We start from the raw sequence: 25,616 nt of genomic DNA on the forward strand, positions 1-25,616 counted from the left end.
GTCAATCACTTGAAAAAATTACGACACTGGCAATAAGATCAATGTACCGACCCGAGGTTGAAGGTGAAAATTTGACCATGATGAAATAAGTTGATTAAACGGCCGGGAAAACAATCTGCAACGAGTCAGATCTTCCAACTATTAAAAAGCGAAATCTTTTTTATAGAAGGATATCCCCTAATAAGTGTGTAATATTTACACTGAAAAGTGAAAAAGAAGGTTTTTGATAAAATCAAAAGAAGGAGTCCAAACGGATGACGACTGAGATTGTGAGCTAAGCCGGTTTTGCAGGTGAAATGGCAGAATCGGCTTAAGCTCTTTTTTGGGTTGGCAACAGATCCGCTTGTGGCCTTAAGACGATTCATTTAAGTTATTTATGTTTCTGATGGTAATAGTTTTAGCATCGAAATCGATCAAGCCATCCTGCCGCATTTTATTGAGTTCCCGACTCAGGGAGGACCGTTGAATGCCAAACCGCTGGGCCAGCTCTTTTTTTGATGACGGCAATCGAACGATCTGACTTTTCTGAATCCGGGACTCATACCGTAAAAAATCGATGATGCACTGGCGGATTGTTTTCATCGAGATGGCATTGATCTTATCGGAAAGTATCAGGGTCTTATCTGAGATGACTTTCATCAGGCCAATCATAAAGGTGCGGTTCATCTGGCACAGTTCGAGAATCAGCTCCTGATGAAGATGGAGGATCACCGCTAGTGACTGAGCCAAGACGATCATCGGATAAGTATTGCGGCTGGAAAAAATCAGATTGGCTCCCAGCACGTCGCCATCCTGAAAAATGCTGATGGTCAGCACATTCCCCTCGCTGTCGAGATTCTGCACGGCGACCCGGCCGCTGAGAATCAGATCCATGGTGCGGCAACATTCGTTCTGAAAATGGATCACCTGATCTTTTTGATATTCCCGTTTCTCATAGTAGTGGGCTCTAAAAACCTGGTTCAGGGCTTGATTTGAAAAATCCGCAAAAAGGCTATGACTGGATAAGACTGCCATAAAATCCTGATGATTCATAAAATAACCTCCAAAGTGTGACCGTGGTAACATTTTATTTTACTGATTTACAGTATACTATAGAAAATTTGAATTTTGAAGCAGAAATTCGGATCATCAACTTGGAGGTTAAAACATGGATGTTTTTACACTGATTTTCTGGGTGATTACCCTGGTATGGCTGGGGTTTTCGCTGAAAAAAGACAAGGGCAAAACCCTGCAGGCCATTAAAATGTCCGGAGGGCTGATGAAAGGGATCGCCGGCGATATTCTCGGCATCTTGCTGCTGATTGGTCTGATCCTTACCTTTGTGCCACCGGAGACGATTAAAGCCACCATCGGCCAGGCCAATGAGGTTGTTTCCACGGTGCTGTTTGCGCTGCTGGGTAGCATCACCCTGATTCCCGCCTTTGTCGCCTTTCCGCTGGTGGCCTCGCTGGTGGATGCCGGTGCCAGCATCGTTCCGATTGTCGCTTTTCTGACCACGCTGACGATGGTGGGGGTGGTAACCTTTCCCCTGGAAAAAAGAGAGTTCGGACTGAAATTCACGCTGATCCGCAACTCGCTGAGCTTTGCTTTTGCCCTGGTAATTGCCCTGGCGATGGGGGTAATCCTATGACCTTTTTGAAAAGCCAACTCAAAAACAACCGCTTTCTGATCATTGTACTCCTGGCATATGTAGCCGTTGGCATTTTCGCCCCGGACAAATTTCTGCCGTCGCTGGGCAACACCTGGTATTATGTCAAGGAAATGCTGCTGATCATGCCGGTAATCCTGCTGTTAACCTCATTGATATCCGCCTGGGTACCCAAAGAAACCATCGAAAATGCCTTTGGCCAGAACTCGGGGATCAAAGGTTCACTGTTTGCTTTTTTACTGGGCAGTTTTTCAGCCGGCCCCATTTACGCCGCCTTTCCGGTTTGTAAAATGCTCTTGAGCAAGGGCGCCAGTATTGCCAACATCGTCATCATCCTGTCCACCTGGGCGGTGATCAAAATTCCGATGCTGATCACCGAAAGCAAATTTCTCGGTCCCGAATTCATGGTCGTCCGGTGGATTCTGACCACCCTGGCGATTTTTCTGATGGGCTATCTTACCTCGCGGTTTGTCAAACCGGAGGATTTACCCGCCGATGATGAAGCCGCCGCTACAGATGGTCCCCTCGCTCTGAATGCAGACTATTGTGTGGGCTGTGGCCTGTGCGCCAAAATCGCCCCCAACCATTTTAAGATGGTCGGTAAAAAAGCGTCGATCATCAGCCAGACTCTGTCGCCCGGGGACGGCTTGACCATCACGGATGCCGTGGCCAAATGTCCCGCCCGGATTATCCGGTTTTATAACTGAAAAAATCTCCCTGACACCGTTACGTGTCAGGGAGATTTTTTGCTTTTTTCAGCTGAAATCAACAGCATCTGTTAGCGCTATGAATGACGCTTTTCTTTGTTTATTTCGACATTTTTTCTGTTTTCGCTACCCTTGACAACTTAGGCCGTTTTAAGCAATCCTTTTTCGCCACACAGCCGGGTCAACTCTTCCCCGATGATCCGGGTCATCTGATTGAGATCAATGTTTTCACCATTTAGCACGTCATACCAGCCACCGGTCACGGCATCACCAACCGTTTCTTTAAGGATGCCGCCGACACCATTGTAGATTTTGGTGATCGTCACGGTGGTTCCGCTTAAAGCCACCTGAATCACATACTTATCCACCGGTGGAAACTGAATGCAATGCATGATCCCTTTTCCGGTTAATTGAGGTTCCCCGCAGGGATAAGTTCCTGTTTTCATGATCTCATGCAGTTCTTCATAACTCAGTTTTTGATTGAGTTTGACCTTATCATAGCTTTTAATCATATCCTTTGAACCCTGTTTAAACTTGTCAAAAAATCCCATTATTGAACTCCTTGCTAATTGAAATGGTTAGACGTATCTTATAAATACGTTTCTATTCAAATTTTAACCCTTTCATCGGCCATCCACAATCGCAGTTCACACCGAAAATCAGCCATTCACGAAGTCCTGTCGGGGAAAATCGCAGCCATGCATAATTCTTATTTTTTGTCGAATGCGATAATGATATATTCCCGGCTGTTCGGGTATTAAGTTTATATAGATGACCGCCAAAAGCTTTCACACTGTGGAAGGGAGGTGAAATTCATGAAAGATTCAGAATTTTGTCCAAAGTGCGGAGCAACGCTGGAACCTGGCGAACCATTCTGCGGGAACTGCGGTTTTAATACCGAATCAACGGAGCCGAACATGCTGGTTCCTCAAGATCCTATTCAACCGGCTCAGATTGTTTCAGCCCCACTGTCCGGGCCGCCGAAACCATCATCGAGCGGATCACAGAAGACGGTGATTATCATTCTGTCCGTGCTGCTGGGGGTGATTGTCTTAATCGGCGGCGCCTCATTTTTATGGTTTGCGCTCAAGGATAGCGTCAATCCGCCCAACACCAGTCAGGGATTAACCGGAGAAAAAAAGACCACCATCGATCTGCCTACCTATTCCTTAAACGAAGGCAGTTATACCTCATCGCAGCAGGTCACGATTAACAAACCCGCTGGTGAGGATATTGTTGTCTACTTTACCATTGACGGAACCGATCCCACTGACAAATCCAGTCGTTATGACAGCGCCATTGTGCTCAATGCGACCACCACCCTGAAGAGTATTGCCATTGACAAGTATGGCAATCAAAGTGGTATTAAAACTGGTACCTACACCATCACCATTCCGCAACAGGCCACGACCCAGCCAAACACCACCACACCACCGGCAACCGTCGATCCGGCTATATCCGAATGGCAGCAATTTGAAGACAACATCAGCGGCACCTGGAAATGGACCGATGGTAGTGGCTTTACTCTTTATTACCAGTTCAGCAATGGCATGCTCCTGGTAACTGACGGCGGCAGCGACTATTATTATGATTACTATTCATCAACGGTTACAACCGGCACCAACGGCACCATCGGTACCATCTATACCGGCGGCGACCTGATTTACATTGACTGTAACCCATTGGGTGACAATGCCATCTATATCAATGGTTATCTCTGTAGCTATGTCCCCTGAACAAAAATTGTTGCGAGCACCGGAAGGGAGTTAAAATTATGACAATCGGAAAACAAAACTGAGGCTGAGGCTGCATCAGGATGCAGAATCAGCCTCAGTTTTGTTTTGATAACCGCCGTTGTCGCATTGCTAGAATACCGGCTTCCCGCTTGACGTCATCAAATTGTTTGGCTATAATCGAAATAGCCTGTCTTTCAAAAGGCGCAAGGTGCAAGGCAACCAAAACGATATCGGCGCTTGCAAAACTGGATGCAAAAAACACACGGCACATTTACAGCCACTAAAGCGATTAGGAAGGAGGAACAAGGATTGGCGTTATTTTTTATTCTGCTGCTGGCTTTTGTCAGTCTTGTCAGCACCCTGCTAATGGTTTTTGGTTCCGGTAAAATGATTCCTTTCACCGATGCCAGTGGTCGAGTACTGCCTGGCAGTTTATCGGAAAAATCCTGGGTACCCATCAACGGCATTGAAATGGGGATGATCATCAAATCCCGGGACTTACGAAAACCGGTGCTACTGTTTGTTCACGGCGGTCCGGGGATGCCGGAGTATTGGCTGAATCACACCTATCCCGCCCGGCTGGAAGAATTGTTTACGGTAGTGTGGTGGGATCAGCGGGGCGCCGGTCTGTCCTTCAACACTCAGATTCCCCCAGCCACGATGACCACCGAGCAACTGGTAGCAGATACCCTTTCGGTAACCCACTATCTGCGCCAGCGCTTTCGTCAGGATAAAATCTATCTGATGGCCCATTCCTTTGGCAGCTATATCGGGATTCAGGCGGCGGCTCGAGCCCCACAGCTCTACCATGCCTATATCGGGGTGGCCCAGTCGGTCAATCTGGCCTTGTCGGAAGAACTGGCTTATGAATGGCTGCTGGACTTTTATGTAGATGACCAAAAAACACTGGCCCAACTGAAAAAAGCCCCCTATGGCACTGCCGCATACGAAAAGCTGCGGGATCGGGTCATGCACGAAGCGGGCATCGGCACCACCCACACGATGTATTCGGTGATCTCCGGCATTTTTCTGGCAGTGATGAAACACCAGGAATATATGATAAAAGAAAAGTTACATATCTGGCAGGGCAAAGCTTTTAGTCAACAATCAATCGTCAATGAAGAATTCCGGCAAGCCAACCTCAGCGACATCGTCACCCGGCTGGACATCCCGGTGCTGTTTTTTTCCGGCGCCTACGATTATACCGTCAACCGATTTCTGTCTGAGGTCTATCTGGAAGAATTGCAGGCCCCGGAAAAGCATTTCTATCTTTTTGAAGACTCGGCCCACAGCCCTATTTTTGAGGAACCGGAAGCGGTACTGGCCATTCTAAATGAATTAATCTGCCAACGATAAAAGCAACCTGGATGCAATTGCACCGAGGTTGCTTTGTTTTTGCTTATATTAATACTTATCCATCTCTGCCTCATTCAGGAAGATGTCAATCTGTGGTGTTTCAAAACTTACCGGCTTTGATTCCGGTTGCATTGGATTTCTTATACTGCTTTCCGAGCGCTTCCCTTTGAGACGGAAAGCACCGACCATCTGCTTAAGGATTTCGGCCTGACCCGAGAGTTCCTCACTGGCAGCAGCACTTTGTTCGGCAGTGGCAGAGTTGGTCTGAACAACCTGGGAAACCTGTTCAATCCCCTGATTGATCTGGGCAATTTCTGAGGCCTGATCATTGGAGGCCCGGGCAATATCACCCACCAGACCCGTTACCTTCTCAATTTGATTGAGGATTTCTTTTAAGCTGTCGGCGGTTTGTCCGGCTATTTTTGAACCAGCTTCTGTTTTGGTGATAGACCCCTCAATCAAAGCAGTGGTTTCCTTGGCGGCTTCGGCACTCCGTGCTGCCAGGGTTCGTACTTCTTCAGCAACCACTGCAAAGCCCTTGCCATGTTGTCCCGCCCGGGCCGCTTCAACGGCGGCATTCAGCGCCAGGATATTAGTCTGGAAGGCAATGTCATCAATCACCTTGATGATTTTTGAAATATTACTGGACGCCTCATTGATTTCCACCATTGCCGCAACCATTTCAGCCATTTGGGTGTTGCCCACCTCGGCATTGGTTTTCACCTCCGTGGCCAGTTCATTGGCATTGTTGGCATTTTGGGCATTGCGCTTGGTTTCGCTGGCGACTTCCTCAATCGATGCGGTCAGTTCCTGAATCGAACTGGCCTGTTCGGTGGTTCCTTGAGAGAGAGCCTGTCCGCCATCAGAAATTTGAATGGCCCCAGCTTCCACCTGACCCGCTGCCTCATTAATATCGGACATGGTCTGACTCAACGTTGTGGTGATTCCATTAAGGGCTGATTTAATGGCCTGGAAGTCGCCCAGATAGTCGTCGGTAATTTCCAGATCCAGATTGCCCGAACCGACTTCTTTTAAGGTATATGCAATTTCATCCACATAGCGTTTCAGGAATGCGACGGTCTGATTCATATCCTCTTTGATCCGGGTATAATCACCGTTGTAATTCCCCACCATTCCGGTGTTAAGATTCCCCTGGGCCAGTTCTTTAAGGGTTGCCGAAGCTTCCTGTACTGGTGCGACCACAGCGTCCAGAGTCGCATTGACACCGTCCACAATTTTAGCAAAGTCACCCTGATGACGACTGGCATCAGCCCGGGTATCGAGTTGGCCTTCAATCCCGGCCTGGGCCAGCATCGTGGCATCGGCAATCAGATTGTCAACCGAATCTTTAACCTCGGATAAACTGTTGCGAATTTCAGCAAACTGTGCACTGACATCCGAAGTATACTCATCAGCCTGACCGATTTCCAGATCAAAAGCCAGATTGCCCTGAGACAGGCAGGTCAGATTGTTTGCCAGTCTGGCAACCTCGTTGCTGGTATAATTGCTGACCCGGATCATCGGGGTCAGATCAGTTATGATTTCCACAAAACCAACATTTTCGCCCTGGGCATTTTTAAGATACGCAGTATCCTGCTTATTATTCTTACCGCACCATTCAAAATAGGTTTCCCCAATACCCTGATCAACCAGACGACGGATACCGCAGCCTTCTGTCTGACAAATATTGGCCCCGGCATGGTGGCAGTCCATCCCCACGGCTGCTTTCCGATCGGTAATAACATTGCCCTCAACCATCAGCGTTTCAAACGCCTTGTTCATAAAGGCCCATTTCATGTCATTATCAGTGACATGCAGGGGAAATGGCACCGAGTCAATGATGGCCTCATACCAGACCATCTTATCGACCACCGTATCCATGGTGCCATTAACCCCCTCGATAATTTCTTTAAAGCCGCCGTTAAAGGCATCAACATTCCCGCGGGTCTGCCATTGCCCCTGGATCGCCGATAAAGCCAGCATCGTGGTTTCATTGATCAGATCCCGGATCGTCTCGATCGTACGTTTCAGGGCCGGTGAGATTTCATCATCGGGATCATCCACCGCAACATTGGCTGAAACATCACCATTGGAAATCTGGTTCATCGTGGCGATGACGACATTCTGAAGATCATCGGCCAGCTGGTTCATCGAGGCGGTCATTTCACCGACCTCATCGTGGGAGGCTATTTCCAGCCGGGTACTGAGATGTCCCCGGGTCATTTCCCGGATCATCTCGTTGAGATCAATAATCGGTTTTGAGATCCTCCGGGCCAGGACAAAGGTGACGACAGCACCGACCAGTAAAATAATCAGCGAAGCAATCAGAATGACGTTTCTCAGATTATTAAGGGGTGCCAGCACATCGTCTTCAAATTTTGTGACAATCAGGGCCCAGTCGGTTCCGGGGATAGGGGCCGTGTAGGCCAGTTTGGCATCGCCCTGAAAATCGTAGGTAATGCTGCCGGGTTGACCGACCCCCAATTCCTGAATCGCCAGCCCCAATTCTTTATTGGGGCCGTTGGTTTCAATCTCATCAAAAACGTTGGTCTGATCCAGTAGCAGTTGTTCGTTGGGATGGGCCATCATATCGCCTTGTGCGTTAATGATCATCCCGTACTTGCGTTCACCATCGCCCATGGCATTGGTGATCTCCAGCATAAAGCCGGGATCTCTTCGCCCCACCAGAATACCGACGACCTGACCATTGTTTTTGATCGGGGCGACCTCAAGAACGACCGGCTGATTGGTAGCCGCACTGATGGTAATATCGGAAATTGCCGTTTTACCGGCAAAACCGTCTTCATACCAGGATTGGCCCTCGGTCTTAAATTCCTGACCGCCAAGAATATATCGGGCATTGCGGTTCAGATCGACAACGGCGATATCCTGGTAGCCTAAACGCTCCACATCAACGGAAATGGTGGTAACCTGAGTATTCCAGTCCATCGTCGCAGTCCGGGACCGGAGGGCTACTTCTTCCAGCCTCCCCAGATTGGCGTCGATGACAGAACCAAGATAATCGGCACCCTGGTTGACGAAGGCCTCCTCCTGGGTACTGGCTTCATTGGAGAGGGCCGTGGACCCAAAATTAATGGCAATCAACCCCAGGGTTATTAAGGTTGCTGCCAGAATCAGGGTCGTGAAAGCCATTAATTTGGTCGATAAATGGATTTTTCTGGTTTGTGTTTCTTTCATGATCATACTCCTTTTTTGGATATCGTCGATTATTTTATTCATCTTCAACGCCTGATTCCCCCTTAAGCACGGCTACCTTTAATCTGCTTAAACGACTGGATTTATTCGTTAAAGATAATTATAAATATATAGGAATTATTTTGATTTAACGCTTGAAAAACGCACTTTTTAGAATTATACTAAATGAGTCTCAACAATTTCTCAACAAAATAGAGCAATCCAATTCAGCGCTTCTCTGGAGGTAGATACATGAAAAAAAACAGCGTCAACAATTCAACAATCGATTTTCAGCAACTGGTTGATCAACTGATGGAATGTGTCTGGGTTTTTGATCTCAGCACCAAAAAATTTCTCTATATCAGCCCGTCCATTTTCCAGCTCCGGGGTCTGACTGTCGAAGAGGCGATGAAGGAAAAACTGGAAGATTGTTTAACCGTTAGGTCGCTACAGAAACTGAAAAACGATAGTTTGCGCCGTTATCAACGTTTTATTGACGGTGATCGCAGCAACTCGATTGTATACCATCTTGGCGACTATGAGCAGTATTGCAAAGACGGCTCCATCAAGTATATTGAAATATCCACCCGGCTGGAATTAGACACTGCCACTGAACATGTCTTAGTTGTTGGCGTATCCCGGGATATTACCCAACGTAAACTTCATGAGAAAAATCTGATCAAAACGATCCGAACCCAGCATAAACTTATGAACGTCGAACCCACTGGAAACAATGGTGAGTTTCAATTATTTGTTTACTTTTTTGGAAAATTCAGAGTCTGCACCAAACCTCACGAAAACCCAATCAAATGGCGAACCAGCAAGACTGAAGAACTTTTTGCTTTTTTGTTGCAAAAAGAGAATCAGTATATTTCGAGAGATGAAATCCTTGAAGCTCTCTGGCCGGAAGCAGCGATGGAGAAAGCGATCAAACTCCTGCATACGACAATCTATAATCTTAAAACTGATCTAAAAAAAACCAATGTTTGTTTTAACCTGAATCTGACGAATGGCTTTTATTTTTTTGATTCTCAGCACTTTTATTCCGATCTCAGTGAAGTACGAAAACTGCTAAACACTTCCGTTAATCCCTATGCTGAAATCGATGAAAAATCTGCCCGAGACATCGAATATGCCGTAATTTTGTATCAAGGCGACTATCTGTCCGAAAATGATTACAGCTGGGCGTCTGCCCAAAGAGCTTTTTATCGGCGGCAATTTGAAAAGTACACCTTTATGCTTGCCCGCTATTATTTTTTGCGGCGGGACTATCGCTCCACCCGGCGTATATTGGACATGCTGATTGCGCTTGACAACCTCAATGAAGACTATCACGAGCTGCTTTTAAATGTATTTCTTTTTGATGATGATTATGCCGGTTTCATTAAGCATTATAACGATCTACTAGAAATGCTTCAACGAGAGCTGAATCAGCCCCCCACCCAGTCCATTCAAACCCTCTATCAGCAATATCGTGATTATGCCCAAATCTGTATTAAAAAAAAGCGTGCACACTTTTAACGTTTGCCCTGATCCCTATCATATTCGACACATATCCAAAAAAAGACTGCAAACCGAAGGATGCAGTCTTTTTAACGTGCTGATCTTTATGTCTTTGTTATTTGAATCGAGTTTAGTAATTTTTATCGGCGTAGCCAACCCAGCCGCCTTCTTTGACCAGGGTTTTGTCAAATTCGCCGACGGCAAAATCAATGGTTTCGGATTTGCCATCAGCCTGGATCACAATTTGGCTGCCATCGACATCAATTTCCATGGTCACGGCTTTCCCGGCATAGTCTTTAAAGAGTCCATCGATGGTTGCTTTGGGTAATTCAATGGCAAACATCCCACAATTATACATGTTCTGTCTAAAAATCCGGGCAAAACTTTCGGCAATCACGACGTTGATGCCATTGACTTCCAGGGCCCAGGGGGCATGTTCACGGGACGAACCGCAACCAAAGTTTTCCCGGGTCACAATGACCGCCTTATCCTCGGTATCAGCCCGGGAAAAGCCGGGCAAGACCAGATCCTCCAGCAGATTGGGCTTTAAGGCCTCTTTGGTAATTTCGGTCAGATATTTGGCCGGGATGATCTCATCGGTGTTAATATCACTACGATCTAAAAATAATACATTTCCTTTAAATGTCTTCATGTCCTTCCCCCTTTTCTAAGCTTTGTATAAGTCGGAATTTTCAATGGTTCCGCTAATGGCTGCCGCTGCTGCCGAGGCCGGACTCATCAAATGAACCATGCCGCCCTTACCCATCCGGCCGTTGAAATTACGGTTGGTGGTGGAGGCGCAGGCTTCGCCTTCGGCCAGCACCCCGTTGCTCATCCCCAGACAGGCGCCGCAGGTCGGGTTGGTCACACAGAAACCGGCATCCTGGAAGATTTCGATGATGCCTTCTTTTAATGCCTGCGAATAAATAGCCGGGGTCGCCGGGCTGACAATGGCGCGGACAGTATCGCTGATTTTTTTGCCCTTGAGGACTTCAGCCGCGATCCGCAGATCTTCAATCCGGCCATTGGTGCAGCTGCCGATATAGATCTGATCGACTTTGGTACCGGACACTTCGGCCACGGTTTTGACCTGATCGGGTTTGTAACCGACCGTAACCATCGGTTGCAGTTGTGAGACATTGTAAGTAAGCACCCGTTCGTAGTCGGCATCCGCATCGGAAACCCATTTAGAATAATCGGCCAGAGCGTCTTCTTTGGTAGCGAATTCGTCCTGGATGAAGTCCCAGAGATAATCGACGGTGGTCATATCCGGATAGCAGATCCCGCAGGTGCCACCGGCTTCAATGGCCATATTGCACAAAGTCATCCGGGATTCCATCGACATCGCATCGACAACGGGACCGGTAAATTCAATGACCATATTGGTTGCACCGTTCACAGTCAGCTCTTTAATGATAAAGAGGATCAGATCCTTAGCATAAACGCCTGGTTGCAGGGACCCGGTTAAAACAATTTTAATGGTTTTAGGAAAATGAAAGGCGCAAACTCCTTTTAGAATCCCAACTTCCAGATCGGTGGTACCGATTCCGGCGGCAAAAGCCCCAAAGGCCCCATGGGTACAGGTGTGTGAATCGCCCATGATGATGGTGTAGCCGGGTCGGACAAATCCCTTTTCCGGGAAGATGGCGTGACAGACGCCGTTTCTGCCCACATCAAAAAAGTCCTTTATGTCATGTCTCCGGGCCCAATCCCGGAGGATTTTGCCCTGTTCGGCGGTTTTGGAATCCTTGGCGGGGGTGACATGGTCGATAACGGCCTTAATCTTTTCGGGATCGAAAACCCGATCCATCCCCCGGGCCATCAGATCGGTGATGGCAATTGGTGTGGTGATTTCATGACAGAAAACCCGGTCCAGTTTTAACACATGTGTATCTGGAAACGGCTCATCTACCCGATGTGCATCAAATATTTTTTCAGCTATTGTCTTACCCATTTTAATCTCCTTCTTTTTGTCACTTTCTTAATCTCAATAAACTCTTCTCTATTATGACATAAACCTGTAAATAGATCAATAAACCATAACAAATCAATCCCGCTGGCTGCAAATATTTTCAGACTGACGAAAACTTTTTTTATTTCCCGCTTGACTCTAACCTTAGGTCATAGCTTATGATAGAAGCAGGTCAGGGAAAACCAGACCGAAGAAACATCGATCGATTGTTACAAGCTTTCAGTACGAACAATTATTGCTTTGATGTTGGTTTCCGCAAACAATTTTGTAACGTGTAGGCGAACAGTTCGTAGAACTGTACGCCGTACAGTGTAGAAATTGTTTAGCGCAAACCAGCAGCAAAGCTCACGGCACTTTAGAACAAGCCGACAAATACCAGTAAGGAGAAGCCAATGAAAATGACGGTTAAGGAAGTGGCGACGCTTACCGGGGTCAGTGTGCGCACCCTTCACTACTACCATCGTGAAGGAATTCTGATTCCCTGTGAGATCACCGAAAATAAGTATCGATACTACGACACGGCCAATCTGGCCCAGCTCCAGAATATTCTGTTCTTACGGGAACTGGATTTTTCGATCCAGGAAATCAAAGGGATTCTGGCCGACCCCAACTATGACGAAATGGATGCCTTTAAAAAGCAACGCCACCTGCTGCTGCTCAAACGACACCGTCTGGACAAACTGATTGCCTTGCTGGACCAAAAATTAGAAGGAGAAAAAACCATGAATTTTAAACCATTTGATATGAGTGAAATTGAAGCGAACAAGAAACAATACGAAACCGAGGTAAAAACACGTTGGGGCAAAACAGACGCCTACCGCCAAAGCCAGCAAAAAACCAATGGCTATAGCCCGGATCAGTGGGAAGCCATCCACAATGAAACAGAAGCCATCTATGCCGGCTTTGTTGCCAATATGAATAAAGATGCCGCTGACCCGGTGGTTCAGGAGCTGGTTGCCCAGTGGCAAGACAACATTACCCGACACTACTATGACTGTACAAAAGAAATCCTGGCTGGATTGGGGCTGATGTATGTTCACGATGAGCGCTTCAAAGAAAACATCGACAGCCATGCCGAGGGCCTGGCCCAGTTCATGAGCGATGCCATTGCAATTTTTTCCAGTAAATAAGGAATAATCCCCATTATTTATATTTTTACATCAAAAATTAAGAACCATTTGGGCAATTCTACCACGAACTTCCCAAATGGTTCTTTTTATTTATCCCTTTGCGTTTACAACTTTGCTCACCCGCCAATAATCTGGGGGTACTTAGAAGATTTCTTACAACACATACCAGTTGCCGCTTAAATCTTCATAAAATCGTAATCTGTTGTTAACATAAAGTTCATATTCATCTGCTATGATTAAGATACCAATCAGGCAACATGACAATACGGAGTTGCTGATGATTGAAAAAAATAACTTGGCCACTGACTGATCAGTGTCCCTTATCCTGATTTAGCCGCTTGGTTAATCACATATTTTAGGAGAATAACATGAACCAATATACTTTAAATAATGCTTTTACCCTGTCTGATCTGGAAAAGACGATGACCAAAATCACTCAGCATATTAATCCCTCTCAGCTAAAATACCTTTTTGAACAGCCCCAGAAAAGCTGCCTGAAATATTTAAAGAGCCTCTGGACGGAGATTAACATCGAAAACCACTGTAATCTGACCGGCATCGATTTTAGCCAGGTTCACAAAACGGCGGATATTGAAATTCCCGAAACCCTCGACAATCAGTGCCGGGAATGTCTCAATACCAGCAAAAACAAACTTTCAGCCTATGAGCAGCTGTTTCTTTCCAACTATAATCTGGCCATGAATGACTTTGCCGATGACACCATTAAGGGCACCTATTCCAGCTACGACCACTATTTATAATCAGCAAAATTTAGCTGTATTAGAATCCGAAATCCGTAAAATTATTATCCAGATGATATTTGATGTTGCTGTCATGAAGCTTGGCATTGGTGGTTTCAAGCAACTCCCCGAACATCACATTGGGAAATTCATAAAGATCCCCACCAAGGGGTTTTGCGGCGGTCCACTCGTTGGTGCTGCTAATATCATAGGGGGCATCACTGGCACCGCTCTCAGTGACCATAATTCTGTTATCCCCGGGTGTACCAAAGTCAAATGCTAAGATCATTGGATCTTTGGGATGATAATCCCAGACTGTTGATTTCCAGAGATGACAGGCATTGATCTTAATCGTCCCGCCATTTTGAGTTGTTTCGATCACCTCATAATAACCGCCAAGGTTCTGACCCAGCGATGCGGCAAAAGTTCGATCGATGCAATAGCGATCGGTGAAATAAAGAATGTGGGTTGTCGGTTCAATGTAAGCATACCAGAGCCCATCCATTTTACTGATAAAATCTTCACTGGTCAGATTCCCGATAAAGGGTCTGGCAGTGGAACCCGGTGCTGCCGCACCTTTATCGACGATAACGATCCGGATCCCTTCCAGTCGATAGGATAAACCCGAGGTGCCAGCACTTTCACCGTTTTTAGCCCAATCCAGCCAGCCGACATTCTGGGCGTGAACATGATAGTAAACATCATAATCTTCCGCATCGGCACCGGTTAGGCGAATCCCGATCCCTTCGAGACGCAAAGACCGCCCCGAAGTACCGCTCATCTCGCCATCACTGACCCAGTCCTGCCAACCGACATTCTGGACATGGGTACGATACTCAATCCCCACATCGACGGTCTCGTCATTCTGCTTAATCTCAATCCCTTCCAGCCGCAACGACTGTCCCGAGGTACCACTCATCTCACCATCACTGACCCAGCCCTGCCAGCCGACATTCTGAACGTGGGTGCGATATGAACAATTCAGGTCGCTGTCGACAAAAGGTAACTGATGGGCAGTTGCATACTGCTGGGCGAAGCTGTCTTTTTCGCCAAAAATAATAATATTAGGCGAGGATTCAAAAGCGTTGTCGGCAATGCTGACCACCGTATTTGGTATGGTGACCTTAAACAAATTGCGACAGGAACCAAAAGTATAGTTATCAATGGTGCTAACCTGCTCTGGTACGGCAATGCTGGTCAGCAAATCGCAACGGGCAAAGGCACCATAACCGATGCTAGTAACCGTTTCTGGAATGTTGATGCTTTCTAGCACACTACATTCCCAGAAAGCATTGGCACCGATGGTCTCAAGTTTTTGTGGCAGTTCAATGCTTTTCAGCCCGGTACATCCCCAGAAGGCATCGCCACCGATGGATACAACCCCTTCCGGCAAAACAAGACTTTTCAGATTGACACAATGGGAAAAGGCAAAATCGCCGATACTGTTCACCGTTTTTCCATCCAACGTCGACGGAATGATCACCTCACCGCCACCGCCTAGATATTTAACAATTCTCACCCCGGTCTGGTTTTCCTCAAATTGAAAATCTGCTTCAATTGCCTTCACCGGGACAACTATGGTTTCATTTTGGGCCAGTACCATAACGGGTAATAACCCAATTAAGAGTAAACTTGTCAGTAGGCAAATCGCTTTTCTCAGATACCTTTTCATAATCATTTCCTCCTTGTATTTTGAACCATTTGTTAAGTCCATCACCAATTGGAAACAGCAAATCCCTGAGTTCTGAAACTGTAATGCAAGTTGCTTCTTTCTATTTTTCTACCCTTTATAAAGACGCTAAAACTCGAATCCCAGTCAATTTCTAAATTTTCCCAATAATACCGGGTCTGTGAATGACAAATAGAATCATGTTTTTGATTGATTCAGGGTTTGATTTAATTTCTGGATTCTACCATCGCGATACCTGTTTTGGGAATAATCCCCATTTTATCTAATAAAATACCATTCTTTCCTGATTCAATTCCAAACCAAATAAGAAAAGCCACTCATTTTTTATTTAAAATGGGTGGCTATCTTTTCTCTTATTTTGGAGATATTGTCTTTTCTAAGACTGTTGCGGTGCCTCAGGCATTGGTGCCCCACCTTTTAATGGATTGACAATCAGGAAGATCACAAAGAATACGGTTGTCACAGCGACACTAACGGCAATTGGCGCTGTTACCGCATCACCGGTAATACCAGCAATGGCGCCAATCCAATAGGTTGACAGGAAACCGAAGAGGTTCATCCCGGCCATAAAGAAGGATACTCCCAAAGCCATCTGCGATGGTTTAACGGTCATTGAAATCAGCATCATACTGGCCGGAATCAACGTTGACATGGCAAAGCCTTCAATGAAAACACCGACTGACAACAGCGCAATATTGCTGGCAAAAACAACCAGGGCGAAACCGATTGCCGCCAGAGCATAACCAACCGCCATGATAAAGCGGCCGGAGATTTTAAACAGTTTGCCAAAAACCGAACCAGCGACCATGCCGCCGATGGTTAGAAGGGCCAGAACAATACCGGCGGTGGCAGTCGTTCCCATGCCACGTTCGACAATCAGGGTCGACATGTTAACCAGCATCGGATAAACTGACAGGGTATAGATCCCATATACCAGAACGATAATAAACAATTTAACCGGCAGTTTTTCTTTAGGTGCTTTCTGGGTTTCCGCGGTAACCGGTGCTTGCGCAGGCTCCGGCAGGAAAAAAATAACCAGCAGTAGTGAGATTATACCCAGCGCATGAGGCAGGAAGCTGTAATTCCATCCAATCCCGGCAAAATAGCCGCCCATAAATTGAAGAACCATCCCGCCGATATTCATGGCCAGGGTGACCATACCCGTCATGGTTGCGACCTTATCGCCTTCATAAACACCCATAACCAGTGAATTGGCCAGTGGTGACATGATCCCCAGACCGATCCCAAAGACGGCCCGCTCAATCAGGATAACGGAGAAGTCGGTGGCAAAATAGGGAGCGACCCCACCGAGGACGAAGAGTGTCATCCCCAGTACTGCCAGGGTTCGGTATTTAACCTTGCTACCAGCGACCGACCCAGCAATCAGGGTTGCGGGAATTACGGTTAATGAGGGCAGTGTTGATACCAGCAAAAGCGTGGTAATCGGAAGATCTGAGAATTGTACAAAAATTGCATTCAGAGCCGGAGTAATGGTTCCGACACCCATTCCGAAAAACGCCATGGCCAAAATTGTAAAGGTAGAGATTGGTTTTACTTGTTGTTTCATTTTTTCCTCCTTTTAATTTTATTTGTGATTTAAGTGATTAAAAACAACCACAAATTTACGTGTTTACGATTTCCGTGATGTCAACTTGACTGAAATCTATTTTGTCGGTGAACGTTATGCTGTTACCAGTTCTTTTTCTTTTGCAGCGGCACTGTCAGCATCCGGAGCGTAACCATCAGCACCAACGTCAACAGCCTCTTCCGGTGTAACCGGGGCACACCCACAATCACCTTAACATCTCCCTTCCTCCCGTTAAATGAATTCAATGTTCTTACGAAATAAGCAGATCTGAATAATTTTGGCCGTTTTTATGACAATCTAATCATTTCTGTCGAAACGCATAATAACGGCTTCCATCTCATGTTAATGAGGTTTTTATAAGACTTACCGTCCCAGATCGTTTGATTTAACCGGTTCAATAAATGTATTGTAATCGGTTTTTTACGAAAAGTCAATACATTTTACATTTATTTAATTTTAACTGGTTAAATATAATTTATTTGCATCTATTTATTAAAAGTGTTAGAATAAAATGATACCCCAAAATACCATTATGAAAGAGATGACCATGAATAACCAAAAAGAACAGATCCTCCAGGTAGCCAGCCAGTTATTTTATGAACAGGGCTATAAAAAAACCTATCTGGATCAGATTGCCGCAATCTGTGAAATTACCAAGCCCCTGATTTCCTATTACTATAAATCGAAATCCAGTCTGGCCCGGGCCGTCAGCGATACCTTTCTCTTTGAACTTAAGAATAAAGTGGCTCTGAAACTTTATACCGACTATTTTAAAGAACGAAAAGCAGATCTGCAGGTCAGCACCGCCGTAGAAATTCGGCTCTATAACCAGATGTTTCTGGCCGATCCCAAAGCGATGCGCTTTTTAAAAGAATTAGCCGATGACAAATATGAAGATCTCTTCAGTCAGGAAAGTATCCGCCTCTATAAAATCCATGATCGCCGTTATCATCTGAACGTTAATGCCGATACGGATGAACTTGCAATGATTGCCAATGCAGCCAGAGGTGCCTCTTTTTCCGTTTTGTGGGCCTATGACCGGGGCGAATTTAATTGTACCCAGGAAGACTGTCTGGATTATATCGCACGGCTCAATTTTGTCCTGATGAATGTAGATAAAGAACGTATCGATGCCATTCTGGCCGAAAGTAAAGAAGTGCTCAAACAGGTGCCCTTTACCTTTAAACCTTATTTCCAAATTGAATAATGTTACACAACAAAAACCTCCTGGATTAACAATCAAATCCAGGAGGTTTTTATGGTCACTATGAACGTTACTTAGGCTTCTTTTTTATCCATGATCGCATTGCCAACAAACGACATCAATCCCACTGCCGCCAGCCCGACAGCCGCCAGCAAAAACTTGATCTCAATGCCACCGCCAGTCAGATTGGCCACCCCATTGGACAGAATCGGCGAGACAAAAATGCCGACACTAGTGGATGCCGTGACGACGGCAATGGCCAGCGAACTGATGGAGGGATGGACGGCGTTGGCGGCCTGAAAGGTTCCCGCCGGATTAATGGTAGCCAGACAAAAACCACAGCACATGGCACCAATAAACAGCGATGGCAGACTACCCAGCATAAAGATCAGCAGCATCCCCAAACCGCCAACCAGTAAGGATACCGGAATAACCAGTTTTTTAAGTACCTGCTGCATCCGGCCAAACAAAATTCCGGTGAGCATTCCGGCAGCTGACATGGCGGTGTTGATCAGTCCACTGGTAGAAGCATCCCCCAACCCATTCCCGACCACAAACATGGCCACATTGGTTTGAAACACAAAAAGGAAAACCCCAAACAAAAACATGGTCAGCGCCGTAAAATAGACCCGGCCATTCAGCCTGGCACTTTTTTCCTGAAGGGTGTCGGCAGCATGTGCCGGAGCATGATCCCGGGGCAGATTTTTGATGACGATGACGATCACCGGAATAAAAACCAGATAGACCAGATAGGACATCTGCCAGGAAATCCCGGCCAGCATCCCCGAGCTAAACAACAGAACCATGCTGCCACCATTAACAAAGGCTGACTGCAGCCCCATCAACGCACCACTTTCCTCGGCCACAAAATAATCGGCAATCAGGGCCATCGACATGGTCGAGTTCATCCCCTGAGCGATCCCCAGCAGCAAACTGCAAGCCAAGAGTACATAAATACTGGTTGACCCGAACAGCAGAGCAATCATCCCGCCAGCCAGGCCGCAGACCAGACCAAAAATGACCAGGCTTTTCTTGGGCAGTCGCAACGACAAGGGCCCTGATGCAAAGGCAAACACCAGGCCCATCAAGGCGGGAATGGTCAATACCATCGAAATCAGGGATGGATCGACCCCCACAAAGTAGGCCTGAATATCGGCCAGAATGGCTGAAGCAGTCATCGATATCATCAATAGTGATGATATCGACAAAATCGCAATTTTAATTCTTTTCTTTTCCAAGACGCTCTCCTACACTCTTTTCTTTTTATCCGCAGCTTTTTATTCTCGCAAATTAAATTAAGAATCTAAAAACTTTACCGGTTAAATTTAGTGTATTATATTACATCCTGATTTTTGTGTCAACGCTTTCAGCACCAAGACGGCAATAAAGTTCGTTCAGACCTCATTCTGCCGGGCTCTTGCCACTTCCTGACGCAGTTTTTCATCCAGTGCTTCATAGCTGACCACCTGATTACGACCCTGTCGCTTGGCAACATAAAGGGCACTGTCAGCTTGGTTAATGGTCTCAAAGCAGTCACCCCCGGCATAGATGGCCACCCCTAAGGAAATGGTAATGGCACAAACACCATTGACCGATTTTTCCACCGACTTGCGAATCCGCTCCGCCACCGCCATCGCCTGATCAGCCGGACAGTCAAACAGAATCACCACAAATTCTTCGCCGCCCCAACGCATCACCATATCCGGCCCCCGCAAACTGTTACGGATACAGTCCGCCACAAACTGCAAAATTCGATCTCCCTCGTCATGGCCGTAGCGGTCATTGACCAGTTTGAAATGATCAATATCCATAATCAGGATTGCAATGGCGTCACTCAAAAAGGTCAGATCATGACCTTCTCCCATAATCTTGTGTAACTGACGGCGGTTGAAGACCTGGGTTAAGGGATCGTGAAAAAGGGCAAATTCCAGCTTGCGCTGGGTGATGTAGTGGTCGTAATAAAAACCTGCAATGATAAAATCAACCAGACAGAGCAGCACAATGACCTGGATATTAAAGGTCAAAATGGCATTGATGTTTTCAAAATGATAGAGATGATCTGCCAGCAAAATATCCCCGATCAGCCCCAGCTGGCCAATGATAGCCACAAATGGCGGTGCCGCAAAAGAGACCAGTAGTAGCACCAGACTCATGATCAGAAAGCCCTCATTGACATAGGACTGATCCGCCAGATACGACCCCGCCCAGATGTTGCCCCAGATCATCGCATGAACCATCAGGTAGGTCAGTATCCCCATAATTTTGTAGTTGTTAATTTTCTGATAGGCCCAAAAAACAACCAACATCGGCACCACCACCGAGCTGCGAATCAGGAAAGAACGCCCCAATGCCGCCCCATCAACCTGCCAGTCGGCCACAAACAGAATCAGAAACATAAAGGCCGAGGCAAACAATACTCCCAAATTGAACCGTTTGTAATAATCGTACTTGGCCTGATAAAAATCATCCCGGGCCTTACCCTCTAGTTTTAAAAATCCTCCCATTGTGTTACTCCGCCTTCCTTGATGTCTGCCATTATGGTATTGTAAAACGCACCTTTATCCGTATTATAGCGCAACAGCCAAACAAGGGCTACTGCTTTTACGGCTTTTCTCTTTAATTCTGGTGACATGATCGTAAACAACCTGGCTCGATATAACAATCAATGACTTTTCAACTGTTCCCATTTCTGTTATAATTCAACAAACAATTGCGTATTTTTCGCTGCCGGGGTTTATATTTTAAGAGCAATGAGCGAAGAGGATGCAAAATAAAAAAGGGAGAATTCTTTATGAAATCATTAAAGTCCGGACTGTTACTGTCCCTTGTTCCTGTGCTGATTGTGTCACTGGCCGCCTGTGCCGCCAAACCCACTAATCAGGCTGATTCGCTGCCCCTCTGGGAGAATGATGCCGCCCATACCGCCAGCCGGGTTGTCGTCATCAGCGATCTCCATCTGGGGATTGATGACAGCTTTTCTGAAACAACCAAAAACAAAGCGGCGCTGGTGTCCTTTCTGGGACAATTAAACAGCAGCGAGATTGATGAACTGGTCATTGATGGCGACCTTTTTGATCAATGGTTTGTTCCGGTAAGCTATACCGGCCCCACCGAACTGAAGGCCTTCTTTAAAAAAGTTGCCGAAAATAATGCTGAGATCGTTGCTGCCCTCGAAACACTGATCAAGAGCGGCGTCACGGTGACCTATGTTCCCGGCAATCACGACCTGCTGTTAACCGATGAACTGCTGGCCGAACTGATCCCCGGGATTAAACAGATCCGGGATGTGGCTGGTCTGGGCACCTATCGAACCGGCGCCCGTTCGGAAATTGTCATTGAGCATGGCCACCGCTATAACACCTTCTGTGCCCCGGATACCCTGTCCAATAAAGAATTCACCGGTTCTTATCCCTCGATTCTGCCACCAGGCTATTTCTTTACCCGGGTCGCTGCCACCTCGGTAGCCGAAGGTAAGTCCGCTCCCCAGCTTACGCTGCCCGAGGTAGCAAAACCAGCATCTGATAACATTGATCAGCTGGGTGCCTATGCCTATTACCAGACCTGGGCTGGTACCATCGAAACCTTCCCGATCAACGCCGGTTTTACTGAGCCGGTTATCAACCTTGATGTCGATGGCTACAACGACAGCTTTGCCCTTTCCGATTTGCTGCCAACGCTTCAGGCTGACGGCACCATCAGTGCCGCTTTATACGCCAACGTTCAACGACGCTGGGATGCCCTCCAGGATGCCAACGGCGTTGCCGTCAAACTCCCCTATGCCGAAGCTACTGCCCGGGCTCAGGATCCCACCTTCTGTGATGAGCAGGCGGTGACCCAGTATTTCAATGTCGATCCTACGGTTGATATCGTTGTCTTTGGACACACCCATGTGCCGGTGTACAACACCTTTAGCCAAGGGTACAACCGGGAGAAAACCTATGTTAACAGCGGCACCTGGATTGATAAAAATCTGCTGGGGGCCGATATGACCTTTGTGGTGATTGAATCCGGTCAGGATACCTCAGCCGTGCGTCTGATGCAATATGCTGCCGATGGGACGATTACCGATATCAGCCAGCCGTAAACTGGTTACTTTAGATCGGCAGCGTATCGTTTTAAGCCCCGGGGTTAAAACGATACAGCCAGTGAATAAAAACCGCCCATGGCGCGCAAAGCAGCACCATGGGCGGTTTTAGTTAATTATCCTTTTTACTTAAATTGATGTGCTTTTTGAAAAAGGCTTTTTCCAGCACAGCGTATTCCTGATCATTGCAAATTTCCTGACAGATGGTTTTGTATTTTCGGGATTTTGTCAGCATGGCTTCAATCTTCTGACAGGGGTACTCTACACACTGCAGGCAGTGTCTGACCCCATGTTCCCAGGTACAGTCGATGAGACCGTAGGCACATTGTTTGTCGGGATTGCAACCCGGACATTTCATTTCCGCGGCTGGAACCACCCGGTCCCGCCATCCCAGGTAATGCCACAGTTCGGCCACCTGCTTCAGTTCTTCTTCGGTATCAGCATTGAAGCGGGGACAATAGGTACAATTATCACCGCATAAGGTAATTCGATCCTGCATGTGTTTTTCCCTTCCTTTTTAAAGCCTTATCCTAATTATTAGCCATTGCCGCAGCCAATGCCGACAAGTCAATGGCCTCCGGACCAAAACCCGGGCTGCTGCTTTGCAGTTGCCGGAAATAATTGTGATCCTGTTCGCCCAGCTTCTGGAAATAATAATTGATCCGATGATTTAAAAACAGATTGTTCATCTGGAAAGCAATCGGCACTGCAACATCCACGTGCTCATAAACCAGACCGGTTTCGGTAAAGGGCGGCGGATATTCGGCTGCTGGCAGGGTTGGGATAAAATCATGGACATTATAAATCCGGAAACTGTTTTTAACCTGGGCCTTGTAAGCCGCTGCAAAATCCCGATCACCCGGTCTGCCAGCGGCATAAGTATAGGCAATGATGGCCTTTCGGTTGCTATTGACAGCCAAGTCCAGGGCCGCCATAATGGCCAGATCACCACCCAGACTATGGCCGGTGATATAGAATTTTTTGTCCTGAGGCAATTGGCTGAGCTGATCAAGCACTTCCTCCCGGAGTGACTGATAGATCCGGGTGATCCCCCGGTGACAGAGTCCGGCATTTTTTACATAAGGAAAGGGAATCTGAAAAAGATCCAGATCAGAATCCAGGTTGGGGGTTGAATCGGTTCCCCGAAAAGCCAGCACTAAGGAGTCTTTCGACTCCGCAATATAACCAAAATTCTCTTGCGTTTTTTCCGTCACACCAGCCATCCCCTTAAATGAAGATCGCAGTTCAAAACCAACTGGCAGCACCAGTTGCTGTTGATCATAAAAAAGGTAGGTCTGGTAACAAAAACCGGCCATTAAAATCGCATCCTGATTACTGTAAATTTCAGGTAAATCGCATTGCTTCATAAATATTCTCCATTCCGCCGCTATTTTTCGCAGCATCGTAATTGTCAAAATGGCCTGGAATTAGTGCCATCTATTTTTGTCATTGGCTAAATCACAGCGGGGTGCGACCGCTGCTAATAGCTGATCCGCTAAAGCGCCTAAAAACTGCTGCCTGGTTGTTTGAGGAAGGCCATTTCAGCCGCTGTAGACTCCCGCTTAAGGACCTCATTGCGATGGGGATAACGGCCAAACTGAGCAATGATCTGCTGATGCCGGATTTCATATTCCAGGGTTTTGGGATCGCCCAGGGCTTCAAAGAGCGGCAGCCCCAGCTGATGAATGCCAGCCGACTCCGAATGCATAAAGGGCATCAGCACAAACCGCTGCCGGAGCGGATCCAGTCGCTGATAATCCGGATGGCGGACGGCTTCCTGGGCCAGCGTCAGGGCCATGGCATCCTGGGCAAAGGCCCTGGAATCGTCACGGTTTAAGTTTCTGGAAAACTGATCCAGCAGGATAATCTCGGCCAGCCGTCCCTCGATGGTGTCCCGCCAGTCCGCTAAAAGACCCTTACCAGCCGCCACCCAACAATCGTAAAACTGCCTTCTGATCACCATATCGAAGGCCTCATTTTTCAAAAACCAGTAGGGCTGATTGGCGGGGTCAAACCAGAAATCCAGCACCGCTTTGGCCTCAGGCTGAAGATCTGCCGAAGACCCTGAAAAAACCTGACCAAGAATCTCCACTTTCAGGCTGACACAGGCCTGATAAAGAGCTTTCGCTTCAGTCTGATAGCGGCTTTGATAGGCGCGATCACCAATCAGCATCAGATTGACATCAATGCCTGACTTGGATGCCGCTGCTGCCGCCTCAGCCAGATAGGCCCCGCCAACCAAATCCCCCAGCACTCTGGAAAAACTGCCTTTGATCACTTTTTCAATCTGCCCGAGGAGGCGGTGACAGTGCCTGAGAATCGCCATGAAGGGCTCGGTGGCACCTTTCATGGCCGTTTCATAAGCTTCCCGGTCAGTGGCTTTATTTTTGGCGGCGGTGATCACCCGGCCATAAGCGGCCATATCCACATCAGCCAAGTTTAAACCGGCCTGACGAAGCTCGGCCGCCAGGGCAATGGATTCTGCCAGCAGCGGATTATCGCCGTTTTTTCTGAGACTGCCATCACAAGACATTTCCAGCAGGGCTGCTGCCATGGCCACGGCCGTTGCCGCCGCACTCCCGGCTGCTGGCCCCGGGAAATCACACACTGCCATTTTTTTCAGATAATCGTCGACTGTTAACTCGCTTATTTTATACATCTTTTTCTCCCCTCGCTCGTAACCTGAGCGTTATCCTTTTGAATCCCTTCGCCAGATTTGCGCACTGTCGAGCTTTATAACGTTTAACAAAATTTAATTCTTATTATATCACGGTCGCAGTATTTTGTAACGAACCGGACATCAAAATCTGACGGGCTGGATAATAAGTCAAGTGTGTCATTTTTTCTTATTTTCATCCCAACTGTGTTACCATGGTAACAGCTTTTCTTATTTATATCGATTATACTAAATCATATCATGAACAAAGCTGAGCCACTGATCCTTCAAACCGCCTCATCATCAAACGATCACAAAAAGCAAGAAAGACCCGGTTAAACCAGATCTTTCTTGCTTTTGATTTACTCATACTTTTTCCTCCATCCTTTTACTAGGCTTATCATCGC

The 25,616-nt window shown here is 46.9% G+C and carries 22 protein-coding genes; 9 read left to right on the plus strand and 13 right to left on the minus strand.

The window, feature by feature from the left end; translation table 11 throughout:
* Positions 1-351: 351 nt before the first annotated feature.
* On the minus strand, positions 352-1,032 hold the full coding sequence (locus tag ACWI_RS14475; RefSeq protein WP_070372149.1) for a Crp/Fnr family transcriptional regulator: 681 nt from the start codon (positions 1,030-1,032) through the stop codon (positions 352-354).
* A 115-nt stretch (positions 1,033-1,147) separates the two neighbouring features.
* Between ACWI_RS14475 and ACWI_RS14480 the strand changes: the two genes are divergently transcribed.
* Positions 1,148-1,630: a permease gene (locus ACWI_RS14480; RefSeq protein ID WP_070372150.1), complete on the plus strand. Its 483-nt coding sequence runs from the start codon at positions 1,148-1,150 to the stop codon at positions 1,628-1,630.
* Complete coding sequence (locus ACWI_RS14485) at positions 1,627-2,355, plus strand: permease (protein WP_070372151.1); 729 nt, start codon at positions 1,627-1,629, stop codon at positions 2,353-2,355. Before ACWI_RS14480 ends, ACWI_RS14485 begins: the two co-directional genes overlap by 4 nt.
* A 140-nt stretch (positions 2,356-2,495) precedes the next feature.
* Here ACWI_RS14485 and ACWI_RS14490 read toward each other — a convergent pair whose 3' ends face one another.
* Entirely contained in the window at positions 2,496-2,906 is a 411-nt protein-coding gene (locus tag ACWI_RS14490; protein ID WP_070372152.1) for a hypothetical protein, read from the minus strand.
* Between the two features lie 264 nt (positions 2,907-3,170).
* Here ACWI_RS14490 and ACWI_RS14495 point away from each other — a divergent pair, with 264 nt between their 5' ends.
* Both ACWI_RS14495 and ACWI_RS14500 read left to right on the plus strand, forming a co-directional pair.
* A complete protein-coding gene (locus tag ACWI_RS14495) occupies positions 3,171-4,091 on the plus strand; it encodes a chitobiase/beta-hexosaminidase C-terminal domain-containing protein (protein WP_070372153.1) in 921 nt (306 codons plus the stop codon).
* Between the two features lie 309 nt (positions 4,092-4,400).
* Complete coding sequence (locus tag ACWI_RS14500) at positions 4,401-5,447, plus strand: alpha/beta fold hydrolase (RefSeq protein ID WP_228878799.1); 1,047 nt, start codon at positions 4,401-4,403, stop codon at positions 5,445-5,447.
* Positions 5,448-5,495: 48 nt separating this feature from the next.
* On the opposite strand, the gene ACWI_RS14505 is transcribed toward ACWI_RS14500, so the two are convergent.
* Positions 5,496-8,645, minus strand: a complete 3,150-nt coding sequence (locus tag ACWI_RS14505) for a methyl-accepting chemotaxis protein (protein ID WP_070372155.1) — start codon at positions 8,643-8,645, stop codon at positions 5,496-5,498.
* Positions 8,646-8,894: 249 nt separating this feature from the next.
* Between ACWI_RS14505 and ACWI_RS14510 the strand changes: the two genes are divergently transcribed.
* Positions 8,895-10,163 carry a PAS domain S-box protein gene (locus ACWI_RS14510; protein WP_070372156.1) on the plus strand — a complete coding sequence of 423 codons (1,269 nt, stop codon included), beginning with the start codon at positions 8,895-8,897 and terminating at the stop codon, positions 10,161-10,163.
* A gap of 112 nt (positions 10,164-10,275) precedes the next feature.
* Here ACWI_RS14510 and ACWI_RS14515 read toward each other — a convergent pair whose 3' ends face one another.
* Together ACWI_RS14515 and ACWI_RS14520 are read right to left on the minus strand one after the other, a co-directional pair.
* Positions 10,276-10,797 carry a 3-isopropylmalate dehydratase small subunit gene (locus ACWI_RS14515; RefSeq protein ID WP_070372157.1) on the minus strand — a complete coding sequence of 174 codons (522 nt, stop codon included), beginning with the start codon at positions 10,795-10,797 and terminating at the stop codon, positions 10,276-10,278.
* Between the two features lie 15 nt (positions 10,798-10,812).
* Entirely contained in the window at positions 10,813-12,099 is a 1,287-nt protein-coding gene (locus tag ACWI_RS14520) for a 3-isopropylmalate dehydratase large subunit (protein ID WP_070372158.1), read from the minus strand.
* A 410-nt stretch (positions 12,100-12,509) separates the two neighbouring features.
* Here ACWI_RS14520 and ACWI_RS14525 point away from each other — a divergent pair, with 410 nt between their 5' ends.
* A complete protein-coding gene (locus tag ACWI_RS14525) occupies positions 12,510-13,247 on the plus strand; it encodes a MerR family transcriptional regulator (protein ID WP_139142384.1) in 738 nt (245 codons plus the stop codon).
* 368 nt (positions 13,248-13,615) lie between these two features.
* On the plus strand, positions 13,616-14,008 hold the full coding sequence (locus ACWI_RS14530; protein WP_070372159.1) for a hypothetical protein: 393 nt from the start codon (positions 13,616-13,618) through the stop codon (positions 14,006-14,008).
* 19 nt (positions 14,009-14,027) lie between these two features.
* On the opposite strand, the gene ACWI_RS14535 is transcribed toward ACWI_RS14530, so the two are convergent.
* Together ACWI_RS14535 and ACWI_RS14540 are read right to left on the minus strand one after the other, a co-directional pair.
* The gene (locus ACWI_RS14535; protein ID WP_070372160.1) at positions 14,028-15,659 is read right to left on the minus strand and encodes a leucine-rich repeat protein; all 1,632 of its coding nucleotides are present in this window, start codon (positions 15,657-15,659) and stop codon (positions 14,028-14,030) included.
* Between the two features lie 394 nt (positions 15,660-16,053).
* Positions 16,054-17,244, minus strand: coding sequence for an MFS transporter (locus ACWI_RS14540; RefSeq protein WP_070372161.1), 1,191 nt, complete (start codon positions 17,242-17,244; stop codon positions 16,054-16,056).
* Between the two features lie 568 nt (positions 17,245-17,812).
* On the opposite strand from ACWI_RS14540, the gene ACWI_RS14545 reads away from it, so the two are divergent.
* A complete protein-coding gene (locus ACWI_RS14545) occupies positions 17,813-18,472 on the plus strand; it encodes a TetR/AcrR family transcriptional regulator (RefSeq protein ID WP_070372162.1) in 660 nt (219 codons plus the stop codon).
* Between the two features lie 71 nt (positions 18,473-18,543).
* On the opposite strand, the gene ACWI_RS14550 is transcribed toward ACWI_RS14545, so the two are convergent.
* The 3 genes from ACWI_RS14550 to ACWI_RS19075 all read right to left on the minus strand — a co-directional run bounded on the left by ACWI_RS14550 (position 18,544) and on the right by ACWI_RS19075 (position 21,101).
* Positions 18,544-19,707: an MFS transporter gene (locus ACWI_RS14550; protein ID WP_070372163.1), complete on the minus strand. Its 1,164-nt coding sequence runs from the start codon at positions 19,705-19,707 to the stop codon at positions 18,544-18,546.
* Between the two features lie 156 nt (positions 19,708-19,863).
* The gene (locus tag ACWI_RS14555; protein WP_070372164.1) at positions 19,864-20,973 is read right to left on the minus strand and encodes a GGDEF domain-containing protein; all 1,110 of its coding nucleotides are present in this window, start codon (positions 20,971-20,973) and stop codon (positions 19,864-19,866) included.
* A complete protein-coding gene (locus tag ACWI_RS19075) occupies positions 20,958-21,101 on the minus strand; it encodes a hypothetical protein (protein WP_175440956.1) in 144 nt (47 codons plus the stop codon). The genes ACWI_RS14555 and ACWI_RS19075 overlap by 16 nt, the downstream gene beginning before the upstream one ends.
* A 159-nt stretch (positions 21,102-21,260) precedes the next feature.
* Here ACWI_RS19075 and ACWI_RS14560 point away from each other — a divergent pair, with 159 nt between their 5' ends.
* On the plus strand, positions 21,261-22,553 hold the full coding sequence (locus ACWI_RS14560; protein ID WP_070372165.1) for a metallophosphoesterase: 1,293 nt from the start codon (positions 21,261-21,263) through the stop codon (positions 22,551-22,553).
* 112 nt (positions 22,554-22,665) lie between these two features.
* Here ACWI_RS14560 and ACWI_RS14565 read toward each other — a convergent pair whose 3' ends face one another.
* The 3 genes from ACWI_RS14565 to ACWI_RS19270 form a co-directional block, all read right to left on the minus strand.
* A complete protein-coding gene (locus tag ACWI_RS14565; protein WP_070372166.1) occupies positions 22,666-23,052 on the minus strand; it encodes a DUF3795 domain-containing protein in 387 nt (128 codons plus the stop codon).
* A gap of 31 nt (positions 23,053-23,083) precedes the next feature.
* On the minus strand, positions 23,084-23,920 hold the full coding sequence (locus tag ACWI_RS14570; protein ID WP_070372167.1) for a lipase family protein: 837 nt from the start codon (positions 23,918-23,920) through the stop codon (positions 23,084-23,086).
* Between the two features lie 137 nt (positions 23,921-24,057).
* Positions 24,058-25,212, minus strand: coding sequence for a DUF924 family protein (locus ACWI_RS19270; protein ID WP_207648659.1), 1,155 nt, complete (start codon positions 25,210-25,212; stop codon positions 24,058-24,060).
* Between the last annotated feature and the right edge of the window lie 404 nt (positions 25,213-25,616).

It is taken from the genome of Acetobacterium wieringae (assembly GCF_001766835.1).
GTDB classification, from domain to species: domain Bacteria; phylum Bacillota; class Clostridia; order Eubacteriales; family Eubacteriaceae; genus Acetobacterium; species Acetobacterium wieringae.

Coding starts and splice junctions, on each gene's coding strand:
- ACWI_RS14555 (WP_070372164.1), bottom strand. CDS start 20,973: ATGGGAGGATTTTTAAAACTAGAGGGTAAGGCCCGGGATGATTTTTAT.
- ACWI_RS14495 (WP_070372153.1), top strand. CDS start 3,171: ATGAAAGATTCAGAATTTTGTCCAAAGTGCGGAGCAACGCTGGAACCT.
- ACWI_RS14480 (WP_070372150.1), top strand. CDS start 1,148: ATGGATGTTTTTACACTGATTTTCTGGGTGATTACCCTGGTATGGCTG.
- ACWI_RS14510 (WP_070372156.1), top strand. CDS start 8,895: ATGAAAAAAAACAGCGTCAACAATTCAACAATCGATTTTCAGCAACTG.
- ACWI_RS14505 (WP_070372155.1), bottom strand. CDS start 8,645: ATGAAAGAAACACAAACCAGAAAAATCCATTTATCGACCAAATTAATG.
- ACWI_RS14540 (WP_070372161.1), bottom strand. CDS start 17,244: ATGAAACAACAAGTAAAACCAATCTCTACCTTTACAATTTTGGCCATG.
- ACWI_RS14485 (WP_070372151.1), top strand. CDS start 1,627: ATGACCTTTTTGAAAAGCCAACTCAAAAACAACCGCTTTCTGATCATT.
- ACWI_RS14525 (WP_139142384.1), top strand. CDS start 12,510: ATGAAAATGACGGTTAAGGAAGTGGCGACGCTTACCGGGGTCAGTGTG.
- ACWI_RS14570 (WP_070372167.1), bottom strand. CDS start 23,920: ATGAAGCAATGCGATTTACCTGAAATTTACAGTAATCAGGATGCGATT.
- ACWI_RS14545 (WP_070372162.1), top strand. CDS start 17,813: ATGAATAACCAAAAAGAACAGATCCTCCAGGTAGCCAGCCAGTTATTT.
- ACWI_RS14565 (WP_070372166.1), bottom strand. CDS start 23,052: ATGCAGGATCGAATTACCTTATGCGGTGATAATTGTACCTATTGTCCC.
- ACWI_RS14535 (WP_070372160.1), bottom strand. CDS start 15,659: ATGAAAAGGTATCTGAGAAAAGCGATTTGCCTACTGACAAGTTTACTC.
- ACWI_RS14515 (WP_070372157.1), bottom strand. CDS start 10,797: ATGAAGACATTTAAAGGAAATGTATTATTTTTAGATCGTAGTGATATT.
- ACWI_RS14520 (WP_070372158.1), bottom strand. CDS start 12,099: ATGGGTAAGACAATAGCTGAAAAAATATTTGATGCACATCGGGTAGAT.
- ACWI_RS14490 (WP_070372152.1), bottom strand. CDS start 2,906: ATGGGATTTTTTGACAAGTTTAAACAGGGTTCAAAGGATATGATTAAA.
- ACWI_RS14530 (WP_070372159.1), top strand. CDS start 13,616: ATGAACCAATATACTTTAAATAATGCTTTTACCCTGTCTGATCTGGAA.
- ACWI_RS14475 (WP_070372149.1), bottom strand. CDS start 1,032: ATGAATCATCAGGATTTTATGGCAGTCTTATCCAGTCATAGCCTTTTT.
- ACWI_RS19075 (WP_175440956.1), bottom strand. CDS start 21,101: ATGTCACCAGAATTAAAGAGAAAAGCCGTAAAAGCAGTAGCCCTTGTT.
- ACWI_RS14560 (WP_070372165.1), top strand. CDS start 21,261: ATGAAATCATTAAAGTCCGGACTGTTACTGTCCCTTGTTCCTGTGCTG.
- ACWI_RS19270 (WP_207648659.1), bottom strand. CDS start 25,212: ATGTATAAAATAAGCGAGTTAACAGTCGACGATTATCTGAAAAAAATG.